The organism is Pseudomonas sp. B20, from assembly GCF_020515755.1.
Lineage (GTDB): Bacteria > Pseudomonadota > Gammaproteobacteria > Pseudomonadales > Pseudomonadaceae > Aquipseudomonas > Aquipseudomonas syringae.
The window spans coordinates 72,935-86,837 of the sequence record NZ_JAHPJG010000002.1 but is presented as its reverse complement, the minus strand read 5'-3'; the positions used below and the strand labels follow the sequence as shown (position 1 = coordinate 86,837).

Below are 13,903 nucleotides of genomic sequence, written 5' to 3'. Positions count from 1 at the left end.
CGCCCCCACGTTATCGGTGATCGCCTCAGCCGTTATGGCAACTCGTGGCTGGCATAGAACGCGCTCAATACCTTGACCAGATGCGCCAGGTCATGGCTGCCGGCCAGTTCGCGAATCGAGTGCATGGCGAACGTCGGCAAGCCGATGTCTACCGTGCGAATACCCAGATGGCTGGCAGTGATCGGTCCGATGGTCGAACCGCAACCCATGTCGCTGCGCACCACAAAGCTCTGCACCGGGACTTCTTCGGCCATGCACAGATGGCGGAAGAAACCGGCGGTTTCACTGTTGGTGGCGTAACGCTGGTTGCTGTTGACCTTGATCACCGGCCCGGCGTTGAGCTTGGGACCGTGATTGGCGTCGTGCTTGTCAGCGTAGTTGGGATGAATGCCGTGGGCGTTATCGGCCGATATCAGCAGCGACTTCTGAATCGTGCGCACGTAGTCTTCGCTGCTCGGCAACAGGCGCTGGACGATCTGCTCGAGCATCGCACCGTCTGCGCCACAAGCAGAAGACGAGCCGACTTCTTCGTGATCGGTGCACACCAGCAGGGCGGTTTCGTCGCTCTCGGTGCTGAGCAGTGCCTGCATCCCGGCGAAACACGACAACAGGTTGTCCAGGCGTGCGCCTGCCAGGAAGTCCCCGTTGAGGCCGACCACGGCGGCGCCCTGGGTGTCGTAGAAACTCAGCTCGTAATCGAGCACCACATCGGCATTGAGTCCGTGTTCGCGGGCCAGTTGGTCGGTCAGCAGCGCCCGGAAGTCCGCTCGCTCGTCACCGGCAACCTGCGCCAGGATGGGCGGCAGTTCGTTTTGCGCGTTGATCGCCCAGCCTTCGTTGGCCGTGCGGTTCAGGTGAATCGCCAGATTGGGAATCACGGCGATCGGCAGTTTGAAGTCGATCAGCTGGCTTTCGACCTTGCCATCGCGGCGGAAAGTGACACGACCGGCCAGCGACAGATCACGATCAAACCAGGGAGCCAGCAAGGCGCCGCCGTAGACTTCGACGCCCAGCTGCCAAAAACCCTGACGTTGCAGTTCCGGTTGCGGCTTGACCCGCAGGCACGGGCTGTCGGTGTGTGCGCCGACCATGCGGATGCCGCCAGTAAGGGGCGACTGGCGACCCATCCGGAAAGCGACGATAGAAGAGTCATTACGGGTGACGAAATAACGGCCCCCGGTTTCTACTGCCCACGTGTCACGTTCGTCCAGCCGCTGAAAGCCTGCGGCTTCGAAGTGTTGCACGAGTGTGGCAGTGGCGTGGAAGGGGGTAGGAGAAGCCTTCAGGAAATCAATGAGGCCTTTGTTCAACTCTGCGCGCATAAATAGCTCCAGACAACAATGGCGCGAGTTTACCGTATTGGATGATTTGCTGCCTTGGGTTGCGCTCATCGCACAGCTCTCGTGCCGATGTGCTGCGTTACACAACGGTTCTACGGTGCCAGTGGGGGTGAGGCTCGACTCAAGTCACCTTTTCGCCCCTCGGCGAGTTACTTTGATGGGGCCAAAGTGAGGCGTCGCAAGGGTGCAAAGGTGACCTGAGCCGAACGCCAATCCACCTGATATCGCAGAACCACTGTGTGACGCGGAGCGTCACGAACTGCATTACCACGCGGAGCGTGGGAACGATAGTCAACGGCATGCCGGCGCGGAGCATCTGCAAGATAGTCAGCGCATCATTCAGATCAGAACGGCGCAGCACACTCGAAGGTCATTCGCTCGCCAGTCCCTGGATGCGTGAAGCTCAGCATGCTGGCATGCAGACACAGACGCGGATAGGCCGCCAGCGCTTCCGGATGCGCGTACAGACCATCACCCAACAGCGGATGCCCGATCGACAGCATGTGCACCCGCAACTGATGCGAGCGGCCAGTGATCGGCGTGAGCTCGACACGACAGTGAGTATCATGCCGCTCGACAACCTTCCAGAACGTCAGCGCGTGTTTGCCACCCTCGTGATCCACCACATGCCGGGGCTTGGTGGGCGGGTCATAGCGCAATGGCAGATCGATACTGCCGCTGTCCAGGGACGGTTGGCCCCAACACAGCGCGGTGTAGGCTTTCTCGGTTTCGCGGTCATGAAACTGACGCGACAGCTCGCGATGCGTATCGGCATCACGGGCCAGCAGAATGATGCCCGAGGTTTCCCAGTCCAGGCGATGGACGATACGCGCTTCGGGGTAACCGTTTTCCTGCAGGCGGGTAATCAGGCAATCCTTGTTATCGTCGGCACGGCCGGGAACGGAAAGCAGCAGGGTAGGCTTATCGATCACCAGAACGGCGGCGTCCTGATGAATGATGCGGATGTTCGACAACGGCATGCAACGGCCTCGAAACGCTAGAAACGCCAACGGCGGCAAGGGCGCAGCCTCCGTAGAAGTGCGCCGATACCGCCGCGAGCGACTGCCTGATCAGCGATCGGGCAGGGTGATATTGAGTTCCAGAATCGAACAGCTGCCCTGGCTTTCCAGAGCGACCTGTACCTGGTCAGACTCGATATTGACGTATTTACGGATCACTTCCACCAGCTCTTTCTGCAGCGCAGGAAGGTAGTCCGGGGTACTGCGTTGGCCGCGTTCGTGAGCAACGATGATCTGTAGACGCTCTTTCGCTACCGAGGCCGTGCTTCCTTTTTTGCGGTCACGAAAGAAGTCAAAAATATTCATTAATTACCCCCGAACAGGCGTTCAAAGAATCCTTTCTTATGCACATCCAGAAACCGGTGCTCAAGTGTTTTGCCCAACAGGCGGTCAACCGCATCGCTGTAGGCCTGACCCGCGTCGCTCTGGTCATCGAGAATGACCGGCACGCCCTGGTTGGAAGCTTTCAGTACAGCCTGGGATTCTGGGATCACGCCGAGCAGGGTAACGGCAAGGATTTCCTTGACGTCTTCCACTCCGAGCATTTCGCCCTTGCTGACGCGCTCAGGGTTGTAGCGGGTCAGCAGCAAGTGTTCCTTGATCGGGTCTTCGCCACGTTCGGCGCGACGCGATTTGCTGGCCAGCAGGCCCAGCATGCGGTCGGAATCGCGCACCGACGAGACTTCAGGGTTGGTCACGACGATGGCTTCGTCGGCGAAGTACATGGCCAGGTGAGCACCGGTTTCGATACCGGCCGGCGAATCGCAGACGATGTATTCGAAGGATTCCTTCAGTTCCATGAGGACTTTTTCAACGCCCTCCTTGGTCAGCGCTTCCTTGTCGCGGGTCTGGCTGGCGGCCAGCACGAACAGGCCTTCGATCTTCTTGTCCTTGATCAGCGCCTGTTGCAGGTTGGCTTCGCCATTGACCACGTTGACGAAGTCATACACGACCCGGCGTTCGCAACCCATGATCAGGTCGAGGTTACGCAGGCCGACGTCGAAGTCGACGATGACTGTCTTGTGGCCGCGCAGTGCGAGACCGGTACCGATGGCGGCGCTGGTGGTGGTCTTGCCCACACCACCCTTGCCGGATGTAACAACGAGAATCTTGGCCAAGGTGTATCACCCCTAGAGGAAAAGGACATTGAGTCCCTGAAGGGCATCTCTTGGCGCCGCGTCCGCCGAAGCATTCTGGAAGTCCTGGGGTCTGATTCCGGAAAGCTAGCACTAAGCTATTACTTTCGACTCATATACCCGCTGAAAAGCAGTGCTTTTCAGAACTTCCTGCCGCCTTCACGACAACTTCGCGACGAATCAGAGATGCTTTGAAAATTGCGGCAGTATCCGTTAAAGACGAATGATGTTCAACACATCACCTGACAAGCTGATCTGGACCGGCGAGCCCCATAACGGGTCCCTGCGCAGGTCCTCGGACACCTTGTATTGTCCGGCAATCGAAATCAGCTCGGCACTCAACTGCTGACAGAAGATGCGTGCCTTGGTATCGCCCTTTATTCCCGCCAGTGCCCTGCCACGCATCGGGCCGTAGACATGGATGTTTCCATCGGCGAGAAGTTCCGCACCGGGACTGACCGGCGCGACCACCACCAGGTCGCCGCCCTGGGCGTAGATCTGCTGACCGCCGCGTACTGGAGCGGTTATCACGCGGGTCGGTTTGATCAGGGGCTCGGGCGGTTTTTCCGGCATTTTTTTCGGTGCTTCGGTTTCAACCGGGTCGATCACGCGTTCACGTGCGCCGGACGGCGGCAGGACCGGGAGGTCGACGGCAATCGCTGCAGCAATGTCTTCGATACGGTTGGCGCGGATCGCCAGGGTGCGCAGGCCGTGCTGGCGACAGATACGCACCAGACCCGGGAGATCCACCGGGCCTTCGTTCGGTGCGAGTTTGTCCAGAGCCAGGATCAATGGCGTATTGCTGAAGAAGTTGGGGGCTTGTGCCACCTTGGCCGCCAACTGCCTGTCGAGCACTTCAAGGTTGGTTCGGGCCAGCTCCATCACGGTGATGGCGAGCATGCTGCCCTTGAGCTGAAATACAGGTTCCGGGTTTTGCGATTCAATCTGGCTCATGGTTGATATACACAACAGCTTGTCGCTAAAAGTGCCGAGACTTATAGCGAGAACGCCCGCGAGCCGCAAGCGGCTAGAACCGTTGTAGAATGCGCGGCCTTTGTTCTGACGGAAGCCCAAATGGATCGCCCGCGCTTTAAAGCCAGTTTCCTTCACCCCCGTTTCTGGCTGCTATGGCTGGGGCTGGGGCTCTTGTGGCTGATTATCCAATTGCCATTTCGCGTTCTGCTGGTCATCGGTCGGGCACTGGGCGCCATCATGTACCGGGTGGCCACTGATCGAAAAAAAATCGCGTCACGCAATCTGGAGCTGTGCTTCCCGCATTTGTCCGCGGCCGAGCGCAAGCGTCTGCTCAAGGCAAACTTCGCCTCCACCGGGATTGCCTTCTTCGAGATGGCCATGAGCTGGTGGTGGTCGAAAAAACGTCTGGCCAGGCTTGCCCACGTCGAAGGGCTCGAGCATTTGCAGAATGCCCAGGAAAAAGGCGAGGGCGTGATTCTGATGGCGCTGCATTTCACCACGCTGGAAATCGGCGCGGCGCTGCTAGGCCAGCAGCACACCATCGACGGCATGTATCGCGAACACAAGAGCCCATTGTTCGACTTCGTCCAGCGTCGCGGACGCGAGCGCCATAACCTTGATTCACTGGCTGTCGAGCGAGACGACGTGCGCGGCATGCTCAAGTTGCTGCGCGCCGGCCGGGCGATCTGGTACGCGCCGGATCAGGACTATGGCGCCAAACAGAGTATTTTTGTGCCGCTGTTCGGCATCCAAGCCGCGACGGTGACCGCCACCAGCAAGTTCGCCCGCCTGGGACGTGCGCAGGTTGTGCCCTTCACTCAGCGGCGTCTGGCAGACGGCAGTGGTTACCGGCTGGTGATTCATCCGCCGCTGGAAAACTTTCCGGGTGAAAGCGACGAAGCCGATTGCCTGCGCATCAATCAATGGGTAGAAAAGGCTGTCACTGAATGCCCGGAACAGTATCTTTGGGCCCATCGACGCTTTAAAAGTCGACCAGCCGGTGAACAGAAGCTATACGAGAAGCATAGATAAAAAGCGTCGTTGATCACTGAGGTCAGTTGTAGATGCAGGATCGCGCATTAACGAGCAGTGCAGTAAGTGGTGTCGAGCCTGTAACAGGGCTGATTTTGTCAGGTGGCGGGGCGCGTGCGGCCTATCAGGTCGGCGTGCTGGCAGGCATTGCCGACCTGCTGCCGCCCGGTTCGCCCAATCCCTTCCCGGTCATCGTCGGTACGTCGGCTGGCGCGATCAATGCCGTCAAGCTGGCCAGTGGCGCGTTGCATTTTCGAATCGCCATCCATCAATTGACCGAATTCTGGCAGTCGTTTCGCAGCCATCAGGTGCTGCGCAGCGACTGGTCCGGAGTGATTCATCAGGCCAGCCGTTTTTTCGGTCGCAGCCTGCTGGGTTTCGGACGCAATATCCCGGTCGCCTTGCTCAACAGTTCGCCCCTGCGTGATCTGCTCAATGAGCGGCTGGACCTGTCCGGAATCGAAGCGGCCATCGACGCCCATCATTTGCGTGCAGTGGCGGTGACGGCCTTCGGTTACGAATCGGGTCAGGCGGTCACGTTCTATCAGGGCCGCGGTACGATCGAACCCTGGCTGCGCCATCGCCGTATCGGCCGTCCGACACAACTGACCGTGGATCACTTGCTCGCCAGCTCAGCCATTCCCTTGCTGTTCGCCCCCGTGATGCTGGACGAGGAATACTTTGGCGACGGGGCCGTGCGTCAGTCGGCACCGATCAGCCCGGCGCTGCACCTGGGCGCCAATCGTGTTCTGGTGGTCGGCGTCAGCGGCAACCCGCGCGGCCTCAAAATAGAAAGACCGGCCCCCCGCGCGCCCCGCGGCGTTCAGCCGAGCCTGGCGCAGATCAGCGGGCACATGCTCAACAGCACCTTCATCGACAATCTGGAAAGCGATATCGAACTGCTGGAACGCTTGAACACCGCCAGTGCGTTGCTGCCCGAGGATCAGGCCCGGCAGCCGGGTATGGAGCCGGTGGAAGTGCTGGTGATTTCGCCGAGCCGTCCGCTGGATGAAATCGCGGCCCGTCACCGTCGCGAACTGCCCCCCGCACTGCGCACGTTTCTGCGCGGGCCGGGCGCGACCAAGAGCAGCGGCGCCAGTGTGCTGAGCTATCTGCTGTTCGAGTCAGGTTATTGCAGCGAATTGATCGAACTGGGTCGTCACGATGCGATTGCTCAGGGTGCGGAACTGAAGCGCTTTTTGCGTCTGACCTGACGTCGCTACGGCAGGGGCGATCCCTGCCGTAGCACGTGCTGTCATCTCACTCTGCGTACTTGCAACTGACCGCACGGCGGACCGCTCAGTTGCTCCCCGGTTTCGAGACTGAACACCGAAAAGTGCAGGGGACAGGTGATCGACCGGCGTTTCTCGTTGACCACTCCATGCTCCAGCCATCCTTCACGATGCGGGCAACTGCTTGGTATCAGGTATTGTTCCTGGCCGATGTTTACGGTGAACGTGTCGGGACGACGAAACTCAGCAGGCTCGTTCAAGGCTGACCTCCTTGTTGAAGTGTTTGAGCCGACGGGCTTTGTCTACCGCCAGGTCGAACGCCAGGTTGGTGATCTCGCGTCCCATGCAGATGCCCCGCCAGGCTTTTACCGGATCCAGATCCCCATTGACGTCCATGGCCTTGAGCAGGCGCTGCCCCTCGATGGCGTGGAAAACGTCGATATGAACGTGCTCTGAATAGTAGGTATGAGCCTTGATCTGCAAGCGCTCGCAAAGCTGCGTGTAGCACTCGAAAAAGAACGGCACCACGGTCTCGAAGTAAGTGATGACTCCGGCGAACCATGACGCATCGTCCGCCCGAATCGCCAGCCAGCAGAACATATTGGGAAAGGTGAAACCGGCGCTGGAGTTGGCATCTACGTAAAACTGCAGGTCCAGCGGCATTTCCAGTTCGCGCAACAGGTCCTGATAGAGCGTGGTATGCGAGCGCTTGAGGTTTCCCGAACCGAACTCGTCGATCATCATGCGCAGCATGGGCATCTGTGCGGGAAGGCTGAGCCTGGGCATCAGGTGATAGAACACCTGTGCTTCGGTCAGACCATCCAGCGCAAACTCCTGAACCAGAATCCTGAATTCGTCGAGGGTCATGTCGTTGGCGACATACTGTGCGCTGGGCGGTACTTCGCTGCTCTCCCGTTCGACCAGCTCGGTCAGCATCCTGCGCAGGCCGGCAAGATCATCAGGCGCATCTGCCGTCATGCTGCGTTCGATGGCATCGTCGATCCAGCGTTGCTCGAACGCCAGAATCTCCGGTGGAATAGGCACCAGCTTTTCGATAAGCGCACGGTTGGCCAGAAACAGTTGCTTGTGCAGGTCTTTCATCAGGCAGCCTCCTCGGTCACGACTCGTTCGCTGTTGATCACGCCCCTGGCTTTGAGCTCGCGCTTGATATGCGCGTACCAGTCCGGGGCATTGAGCAGATAACGCTGGTTAAGCATTGCGACTTCGTCGCTGAGTGCGGGCTGTTGCCGGGTAGCCGCTGTCCGGCACAGCAGCGGTTCCAGATTGGCCAGCGAAACCACATTGCCGTCGGACTCCAGGTCTTTGGCCAGTTGCATTTCCCAGCCGATGAAGTAGTCGACGCCCTCCTGCCGGATGGCATCTACCTGAGCCTGCGGGCGAGACATCGAGGGCGAGTCCTTCAAACCAATGACTCTGGGTAACTGCGCGATGGCCTTGAGGGTGTCGAAGGACTTTTCGTTGCCCGACAGGGCGGCCTCGTTGTACATGAAGATATCCAGGTGCGTCGCGTCATGGATGGTCTGGTAATGCTCGATGATCGCCTGCTGGCTGATACCGGGCGTCAAGGGTGAGGTGAACATCACTGCTCGAGCACCGGCAACCTCAGCCAGGCGGGCAAAGTCCAGCACCTCTTGCGTAGAGTGGCGTTCAATCCCGGCGATGACGCTGCGGTCGCCCGCGTGCCTGAGGGTCAGCCTCAGCATCTGCAGCCATTGCTGACGTGACAGCCGCCAGCCCTCGCCGGAGGTCAGGCACGGAATGTAGCCGTCGACATGCGGCGCGAGGCTGCCCAAAAGGCGTTCGAGACTGGCTTCGCAGACCTGATCCTGCTCGTTCAGAGGCGTTATCAGGGGCACCAGAATGCTCTTACCAGACATGTTGAAAGTCCTCGTTGCGGATCACCATGGCGCAGGACTGGTCATAGAGACGCTGCAGCGTCTCCGGAAACGTCTGTCGTCGAATGGCGCTTTCGAATGGCTGGAGGAAAGGCTGCAGGACTTGCAGGCGCAGCAACTCCAGATCGTGGGTATAAAACGGGATTTCCTGCTCCAGTACCTGAGCCGCCAGCAGTTTCTTGTCGGCTGGCAGGCCCTTGAACTGCGTCTCACCCGCTGCGCGCTGGAGCACTTGTTCGCTATAGCCCTGACGCTGGATCGCCATGTCGGTATGCAAAACATCCATGAACGGGTAATAGGCATCCTGCAAGGCACGGCCTTTTTTCCAGATGATTGCGTCGCAAATACCTATCTGGGCGAAATTCATCTGCACGCTGCTCTCGTAGAACCGGGAGAAGAACCCCAGGGATTTGTCACGCACGCCCGGATCGGCATGGTGCATGCCCATGAAAACGGTCGCATCGATCATCGGCAGGTCGAAGTCAGACATGAACGTTCTCCAGTGCCTGCGCAATTGCCTGAACGGCGGCCTCGAATTCGTCCGGTTTGCGTGCCAGTGCCAGGCGTATGTAGCGCTGGCCTTTTTCCGGCTGGCTCCAGTAGAAATACTTGCCGGGCAGCACGTAGACGTCTGATTGCAGCAGGTAAGCCTGCAAGTCATCGGCGTTTACGCTGGCGGGCAGGATCTCGAACCACGCCACGCTGGTATCGATCATCGGTTGCACATACTTCAAGACCTTGCCCTCAAGACAGGCCCGCGCTTTGCTGCGGTTGATGTCCAGCACCGAGCGCACGGAGTCGAAGTCATCGTCGTTGCTGTCCTCGATGTAACGGGTCACGACGTTGAGGATGAACGGCGAGACATTCAGCAGGACGCTGGTGACGATGCTGTAGATATCGGCGTTGATGTCGCGGCTGGCCATGAGTGTTGCGCATTTGGTGTCCTGCAGGGGCCAGGTCTTGCCAGTGTCTTCCATGACCAGGTACTGAGTGCCGATGTCGTCGAGAATCGCGTAGGCATCCACGCGATGCTTGCCGGCGGCCTTGAAGAACGAGGCGAAACAGAAATCGAGGATCAGCAGCTTGTTGTAGTCCCGGCAGTAGCGGGCCACTTCGACAAACGCGTCCGGCCCCTCGGCAAACAGGCTGGAACCTGTCGGGTTGTTGGGATCGACCAGAAAGATCGCATCCAGTCCGATGGCGGCCTTCTGCAACTTTGCGTACACCTCGGTCGATGACGTGAACAGGCTTTCATCCAGGGCCGACATGGGCACTTCCATGTGTTTCAACAGGTCATGCAGGTTGTCGAAGCAGGGCTCGATCAGCCCGACACTCATGTTCTTTTTGCGCAAATAGGTTGCGGTGATATGCATGGCGATGGACGCTGCGTAGACGAGATAGATTTCGTCGTGGCGCTTCAACGCATGGTGCTGGCCGTGGAAGGTGAAGAAGGCCTGAATGAATGCCTGTTCACTCTGATATTGGGTCTGGTTCTGTGCCCGATACCACAGCTCGGGCAGGCTGGCGACGATCATGCGCTGGGTCTCGCTCTGATCTTGATGCGTGTGGGCATCGGCCAGATTGAAGCGGGTCTTGAGGGCAGAAATTTCGTGTTGAGTAATATCGTCCAGAACAGGAACTGCGCTCAACGTGTCGATACCGGCATATAGACTATTCATACCATTATCCCTGTGGCGTCATTATTGTTTGGGAAGTCGCCGTCCTGGATAGCCAGAACGCTGGAGCAGATTTCCTTATTTTTGGCAAAAATAACACTGTACCTAAGTGCACACTGTTGAGCGTTAGTGTTTCAAAGTGTTGACCTGTTCTTAAGTACAGTAGATTTACTTATTTAAATACGTGATGCTTTACGCTGGTTGCGTCGGGTGGGGTTTATTATGTCGAGCGGGTTTGAATTTCAGGTAGCCAGTTACAGTCAAGTGCCCGTCACGTTGCTGGAAACGCTGTACGCCCTGCGCAAGAAGATCTTTTCGGATCGCCTTGAATGGAAGGTTCGCGTCAGTCATGCGTTCGAGTTCGATGAGTACGACAGTGCCGCTGCGACTTACCTGATAGGCCGCTGGAATGGGGTCCCGCTGGCCGGGCTCCGGCTGATCAATACCTGCGACCCGTACATGCTGGATGGGCCATTTCGCAGCTTTTTCGACTATGCGGCGCCCAGGAATGCTGCCATGGCAGAGTCGAGCCGGTTCTTTGTCGACACGGAGCGTGCCCGGTCGCTGGGTATTCTGCACGCGCCACTGACTGAAATGCTGCTGTTCTCGATGCACAATCACGCAACCTCGGCGGGTCTGCAATCCATCATTACGGTGGTCAGCAAGGCGATGGCGCGGATCGTGCGCAAGTGCGGCTGGGAGTACCATGTTCTGGCAACGGGGGAGGCTTCGCCAGGCGAGACGGTATTGTTGCTGGACATGCCTGTAAACGCCGACAACCATCAACGGCTGCTCGGCAGCATTGCCCTCAGGCACTCTGTCACGGACGGCTTGCTGCGCTGGCCGACACCGCTCGATGCGTCGGTATCGTTGCAGCAAGCACGCATGGACAGCGCAGCCTGAGTCAGACCATTCCCATATTGATGGCTTTGTACACGGCCTGTTTGGCGGTGCGCACTTCGAGTTTGCTGGAAACGTTGGACATGTGAAATTTCACCGTGCGTTCCGAAATGGAAAATATCTCGGCGATTTCGCTGTATGCCTTGCCCATGGCCACCCATTTCAGCACGCCTATCTCGCGGCTGGACAACTTGCACTGCGCGGGTTGCGGAAAGAGTTCGTGGGGCGCCTGGGTCTTGGTCAAACGATCATGGAAGCGGATGAGGCTCATCTGGATATCAGCGGCCTTGTCGCGGATTCGCTGATCGAAGTCAGTCTGTTGCCTGGCATTGCAAAGACTCAGCGCGGCGAAAAGCCCACTGGCATCGTGCAGGGTGAAAGTGGCCCCGGAGGACAGCTGATATTTGGCCGAGCGCTTCAGGAAATCATCGGTTTCGACGCCCTGAATGGCATGCCGGGCTTCTCTCCAGAAAAATGGCGTAATGCTATGCCAAGCATGTTTGATGATGGGATCAATAAGGTGATAGTTGGAGGCAATATACGATTTCAACCACGAATCAGGATAATTGGACAGGATGACCGGTTTGACAGTGCGTGTCTTTGGGCTGGAAAAGTAGGCATAGGTGAAATCGCCAATACGGTGCAGATCGTTTTCAAAGTCTTCAATCAGTTGACGCAGAGGAGCAGGGGCTCCGTTGATCTTTAAGGGCGGGCAGTCAAGTTGGTTGTGCACGGTACGAACCTCCATGTAATACCTTGTTCATTGTTTGTTTGCGGCCTGGCCGTATTCATTATCCTCATTTGTACTTTCAGCCGTACATGAAAACATGGACGGCGTGTGTCTTTTGTTTTTGAACAAGGGCTTGGCCGTTGAAAATAATACGCTCATCGACCTGCCGAGCTGCGAACGCATGTGTGTTCGGGTACTGGCCATCGCCCTACGGTAAGGCGGGCCAGTGATTTTTATTGCGATTGCAATCATATTCTTGGTTCCATCAAGGTGCAAGGATGCTTGTCCGACAGCAAGGAGTAGTGATGAACAGCGCAAATAGCCACTCGTTGGCACCTCAGACCCGATCCGCGGCGTTGGCCTGCATGGAAAAGATTCAGGCGGTTGCGGGGCTTGCGCTGCGTGGGTGCTGTTCGCCCCTGTTTGCGATGGCCGATATCGTCGAGCGCCTGACCAGAGATCCGTCCACCTCGCGGCGGATATCGGTGGTGCGGGCCAGCAAGCACATGTCATGCGGGCAGGAAGGCTTGCTTGCCAGCGCCTGGCCCATGAGATTTGCTGCGCAGGCCGGGGCGGCAGAGTTGCCGCTGATTTACATGACCAGCAGCGAAACGTCCGCCGAGTTGAGCGCGCTGGCGTCGGAGTCGTTCCAGCGGGGCATCTTCTGCAATGACATCGAGACGCTGCCGTCACGCTGGCCCAAGGGGGCTCATCCCTGGTTGCCGCTGTGGCTGCTGTCGAACCGCAAGTGCCAGCCGTTCGATCCTGCGGATGCTGCCGAAGCGCGGGCGATCACACTGCACGCCCTGCACAGTCTGTATGTCGAAGGCCGTAGCGGTTTCTATTACATGGCGTTGCACGACGAATCCAATGAGGAAGTCAGTGAACTGAGTGAGGCTCAGGCGGTGGCGGCTGTGCAAGGCATGTACCGGATTAGCGACGCCGTTTGCAGTCATGAAGGTCGTCGCGTACGCCTTCTGGGGGCGGGCCTGGCGCTGCGCTCGGTACGCCAGGCTGCCTGCCTGCTCCGGGAACACTGGGACGTCGATTGCGAAATCTGGAGCTGCCCCAGCTATACCCGAGTCGCGCGTGATGCCGAAGCCGCGCGACGCTGGAACCGTTTCCACCCCACGCAACCCGCACGATCCTGGCATCTGCGTGATTGCCTTGGCGAAGAGCAGGATGCTGTGGTGGCCGTCACCGGCTACCCGCAGGCCGTGGTTGAACAGCTGCGTGAGCATGTTCCGGGGCGGTTCGTCGGGCTGGGTGCCGATTCCGCGGCCCCGCAGGATACGTCTGCAACCAGTGCGAAGTGGATCGTCATACAGGCCCTGACGGCGCTTGCGGAAGGCGGGCAATTGGGCTACGAGCCGCTGAAACTCGCCTTGCAACGCTATCAATTCGTCTGATGTCAGCCTTTTCCACCGCTTTGCCGGGCGGCCAGCGCGGCACGCTCCAGCGCGTCGGCGAACACGCGGCGCTGCTGGTCGTCGAATTGCGCCAGAAACAGCTCGTCGACTGCCGTTTCGTAAACCTGCCACATCTGTTTGCGCAGGGTCCGGCCCTTGTCGGTGATCGCTGCCACGGCGCCTCGGCCATCGCTGTCGGACCTGTGGCGTGCCACCAGTCCTTCACTTTCGAGTCGGTCGACCAGACGAGTCAGGTTGTAGCGTTCAATGGCCATGACATCGGCCAGTTCATGCATGCGGCGCATGCCTTGCGGGCCGCTTTCAATGCCCCAGAGCGCGTCATACCACGCATAGGGCGGCAGCTCGGCCGCCGCCAGACGTCGTTCGATTTCGCGAATCAGACAGCGGTGTGCCCTGACGAATCTGAACCACGTATCCGGTTCGGCTGACGACATGATTCACCTTTGTCTGAAATTCTTGAGGGTTGCAATAGTAACCGAGCGCGGGATAAATTCCGGTATGTGATTGCAATTGCAAT

At 58.5% G+C, this 13,903-nt stretch carries 16 protein-coding genes; 4 read left to right on the top strand and 12 right to left on the bottom strand.

Going from position 1 to position 13,903, the window contains the following annotated elements; translation table 11 throughout:
• Nucleotides 1-32 precede the first annotated feature (32 nt).
• The 5 genes from LIX91_RS03195 to minC form a co-directional block, all read right to left on the bottom strand.
• Complete coding sequence (locus tag LIX91_RS03195; RefSeq protein ID WP_226487967.1) at nucleotides 33-1,322, bottom strand: M18 family aminopeptidase; 1,290 nt, start codon at nucleotides 1,320-1,322, stop codon at nucleotides 33-35.
• Nucleotides 1,323-1,684: 362 nt separating this feature from the next.
• The gene (locus tag LIX91_RS03190; RefSeq protein WP_003317452.1) at nucleotides 1,685-2,320 is read right to left on the bottom strand and encodes an RluA family pseudouridine synthase; all 636 of its coding nucleotides are present in this window, start codon (nucleotides 2,318-2,320) and stop codon (nucleotides 1,685-1,687) included.
• A 90-nt stretch (nucleotides 2,321-2,410) separates the two neighbouring features.
• On the bottom strand, nucleotides 2,411-2,665 hold the full coding sequence (gene minE / locus LIX91_RS03185) for a cell division topological specificity factor MinE (protein ID WP_003317453.1): 255 nt from the start codon (nucleotides 2,663-2,665) through the stop codon (nucleotides 2,411-2,413).
• On the bottom strand, nucleotides 2,665-3,477 hold the full coding sequence (gene minD / locus LIX91_RS03180) for a septum site-determining protein MinD (RefSeq protein WP_003317454.1): 813 nt from the start codon (nucleotides 3,475-3,477) through the stop codon (nucleotides 2,665-2,667). The genes minE and minD overlap by 1 nt, the downstream gene beginning before the upstream one ends.
• A gap of 231 nt (nucleotides 3,478-3,708) precedes the next feature.
• Entirely contained in the window at nucleotides 3,709-4,449 is a 741-nt protein-coding gene (minC, locus tag LIX91_RS03175; RefSeq protein WP_003415652.1) for a septum site-determining protein MinC, read from the bottom strand.
• Between the two features lie 120 nt (nucleotides 4,450-4,569).
• Between minC and LIX91_RS03170 the strand changes: the two genes are divergently transcribed.
• Complete coding sequence (locus tag LIX91_RS03170; RefSeq protein WP_003415653.1) at nucleotides 4,570-5,502, top strand: lipid A biosynthesis lauroyl acyltransferase; 933 nt, start codon at nucleotides 4,570-4,572, stop codon at nucleotides 5,500-5,502.
• A 32-nt stretch (nucleotides 5,503-5,534) separates the two neighbouring features.
• Complete coding sequence (locus LIX91_RS03165; protein ID WP_226487966.1) at nucleotides 5,535-6,716, top strand: patatin-like phospholipase family protein; 1,182 nt, start codon at nucleotides 5,535-5,537, stop codon at nucleotides 6,714-6,716.
• A gap of 41 nt (nucleotides 6,717-6,757) precedes the next feature.
• On the opposite strand, the gene LIX91_RS03160 is transcribed toward LIX91_RS03165, so the two are convergent.
• The 5 genes from LIX91_RS03160 to LIX91_RS03140 are packed head-to-tail and all read right to left on the bottom strand — an operon-like array spanning nucleotide 6,758 to nucleotide 10,329.
• Nucleotides 6,758-6,994, bottom strand: a complete 237-nt coding sequence (locus LIX91_RS03160) for a Rieske (2Fe-2S) protein (protein WP_080115709.1) — start codon at nucleotides 6,992-6,994, stop codon at nucleotides 6,758-6,760.
• Nucleotides 6,978-7,835 (bottom strand): iron-containing redox enzyme family protein, encoded by an 858-nt coding sequence (locus tag LIX91_RS03155; protein WP_226487965.1) that lies wholly within the window; start codon nucleotides 7,833-7,835, stop codon nucleotides 6,978-6,980. Before LIX91_RS03155 ends, LIX91_RS03160 begins: the two co-directional genes overlap by 17 nt.
• Nucleotides 7,835-8,632 carry a dihydrodipicolinate synthase family protein gene (locus tag LIX91_RS03150; RefSeq protein ID WP_046237672.1) on the bottom strand — a complete coding sequence of 266 codons (798 nt, stop codon included), beginning with the start codon at nucleotides 8,630-8,632 and terminating at the stop codon, nucleotides 7,835-7,837. The genes LIX91_RS03155 and LIX91_RS03150 overlap by 1 nt, the downstream gene beginning before the upstream one ends.
• Nucleotides 8,622-9,140, bottom strand: coding sequence for a DUF6190 family protein (locus tag LIX91_RS03145; protein ID WP_003415657.1), 519 nt, complete (start codon nucleotides 9,138-9,140; stop codon nucleotides 8,622-8,624). Before LIX91_RS03145 ends, LIX91_RS03150 begins: the two co-directional genes overlap by 11 nt.
• Complete coding sequence (locus LIX91_RS03140; protein ID WP_003409565.1) at nucleotides 9,133-10,329, bottom strand: aminotransferase class I/II-fold pyridoxal phosphate-dependent enzyme; 1,197 nt, start codon at nucleotides 10,327-10,329, stop codon at nucleotides 9,133-9,135. Before LIX91_RS03140 ends, LIX91_RS03145 begins: the two co-directional genes overlap by 8 nt.
• A 219-nt stretch (nucleotides 10,330-10,548) precedes the next feature.
• Between LIX91_RS03140 and LIX91_RS03135 the strand changes: the two genes are divergently transcribed.
• On the top strand, nucleotides 10,549-11,229 hold the full coding sequence (locus tag LIX91_RS03135) for an acyl-homoserine-lactone synthase (protein ID WP_226487964.1): 681 nt from the start codon (nucleotides 10,549-10,551) through the stop codon (nucleotides 11,227-11,229).
• Nucleotide 11,230: 1 nt separating this feature from the next.
• Here the strand turns inward: LIX91_RS03135 and LIX91_RS03130 are convergent, their stop codons facing one another.
• Nucleotides 11,231-11,974 (bottom strand): helix-turn-helix transcriptional regulator, encoded by a 744-nt coding sequence (locus LIX91_RS03130; protein ID WP_003409569.1) that lies wholly within the window; start codon nucleotides 11,972-11,974, stop codon nucleotides 11,231-11,233.
• 287 nt (nucleotides 11,975-12,261) lie between these two features.
• Here LIX91_RS03130 and LIX91_RS03125 point away from each other — a divergent pair, with 287 nt between their 5' ends.
• Nucleotides 12,262-13,365 carry a transketolase-like TK C-terminal-containing protein gene (locus tag LIX91_RS03125; protein ID WP_003415660.1) on the top strand — a complete coding sequence of 368 codons (1,104 nt, stop codon included), beginning with the start codon at nucleotides 12,262-12,264 and terminating at the stop codon, nucleotides 13,363-13,365.
• Nucleotides 13,366-13,367: 2 nt separating this feature from the next.
• Here the strand turns inward: LIX91_RS03125 and LIX91_RS03120 are convergent, their stop codons facing one another.
• Complete coding sequence (locus LIX91_RS03120) at nucleotides 13,368-13,820, bottom strand: MarR family winged helix-turn-helix transcriptional regulator (RefSeq protein ID WP_003415661.1); 453 nt, start codon at nucleotides 13,818-13,820, stop codon at nucleotides 13,368-13,370.
• Nucleotides 13,821-13,903 lie beyond the last annotated feature (83 nt).

Bases quoted from the DNA above. Each gene is read 5' to 3' on its own strand.
- LIX91_RS03195 (WP_226487967.1), bottom strand. From the start codon at position 1,322: ATGCGCGCAGAGTTGAACAAAGGCCTCATTGATTTCCTGAAGGCTTCT.
- LIX91_RS03190 (WP_003317452.1), bottom strand. From the start codon at position 2,320: ATGCCGTTGTCGAACATCCGCATCATTCATCAGGACGCCGCCGTTCTG.
- minE (WP_003317453.1), bottom strand. From the start codon at position 2,665: ATGAATATTTTTGACTTCTTTCGTGACCGCAAAAAAGGAAGCACGGCC.
- minC (WP_003415652.1), bottom strand. From the start codon at position 4,449: ATGAGCCAGATTGAATCGCAAAACCCGGAACCTGTATTTCAGCTCAAG.
- LIX91_RS03170 (WP_003415653.1), top strand. From the start codon at position 4,570: ATGGATCGCCCGCGCTTTAAAGCCAGTTTCCTTCACCCCCGTTTCTGG.
- LIX91_RS03165 (WP_226487966.1), top strand. From the start codon at position 5,535: ATGCAGGATCGCGCATTAACGAGCAGTGCAGTAAGTGGTGTCGAGCCT.
- LIX91_RS03155 (WP_226487965.1), bottom strand. From the start codon at position 7,835: ATGAAAGACCTGCACAAGCAACTGTTTCTGGCCAACCGTGCGCTTATC.
- LIX91_RS03150 (WP_046237672.1), bottom strand. From the start codon at position 8,632: ATGTCTGGTAAGAGCATTCTGGTGCCCCTGATAACGCCTCTGAACGAG.
- LIX91_RS03145 (WP_003415657.1), bottom strand. From the start codon at position 9,140: ATGTCTGACTTCGACCTGCCGATGATCGATGCGACCGTTTTCATGGGC.
- LIX91_RS03140 (WP_003409565.1), bottom strand. From the start codon at position 10,329: ATGAATAGTCTATATGCCGGTATCGACACGTTGAGCGCAGTTCCTGTT.
- LIX91_RS03135 (WP_226487964.1), top strand. From the start codon at position 10,549: ATGTCGAGCGGGTTTGAATTTCAGGTAGCCAGTTACAGTCAAGTGCCC.
- LIX91_RS03130 (WP_003409569.1), bottom strand. From the start codon at position 11,974: ATGGAGGTTCGTACCGTGCACAACCAACTTGACTGCCCGCCCTTAAAG.
- LIX91_RS03125 (WP_003415660.1), top strand. From the start codon at position 12,262: ATGAACAGCGCAAATAGCCACTCGTTGGCACCTCAGACCCGATCCGCG.
- LIX91_RS03120 (WP_003415661.1), bottom strand. From the start codon at position 13,820: ATGTCGTCAGCCGAACCGGATACGTGGTTCAGATTCGTCAGGGCACAC.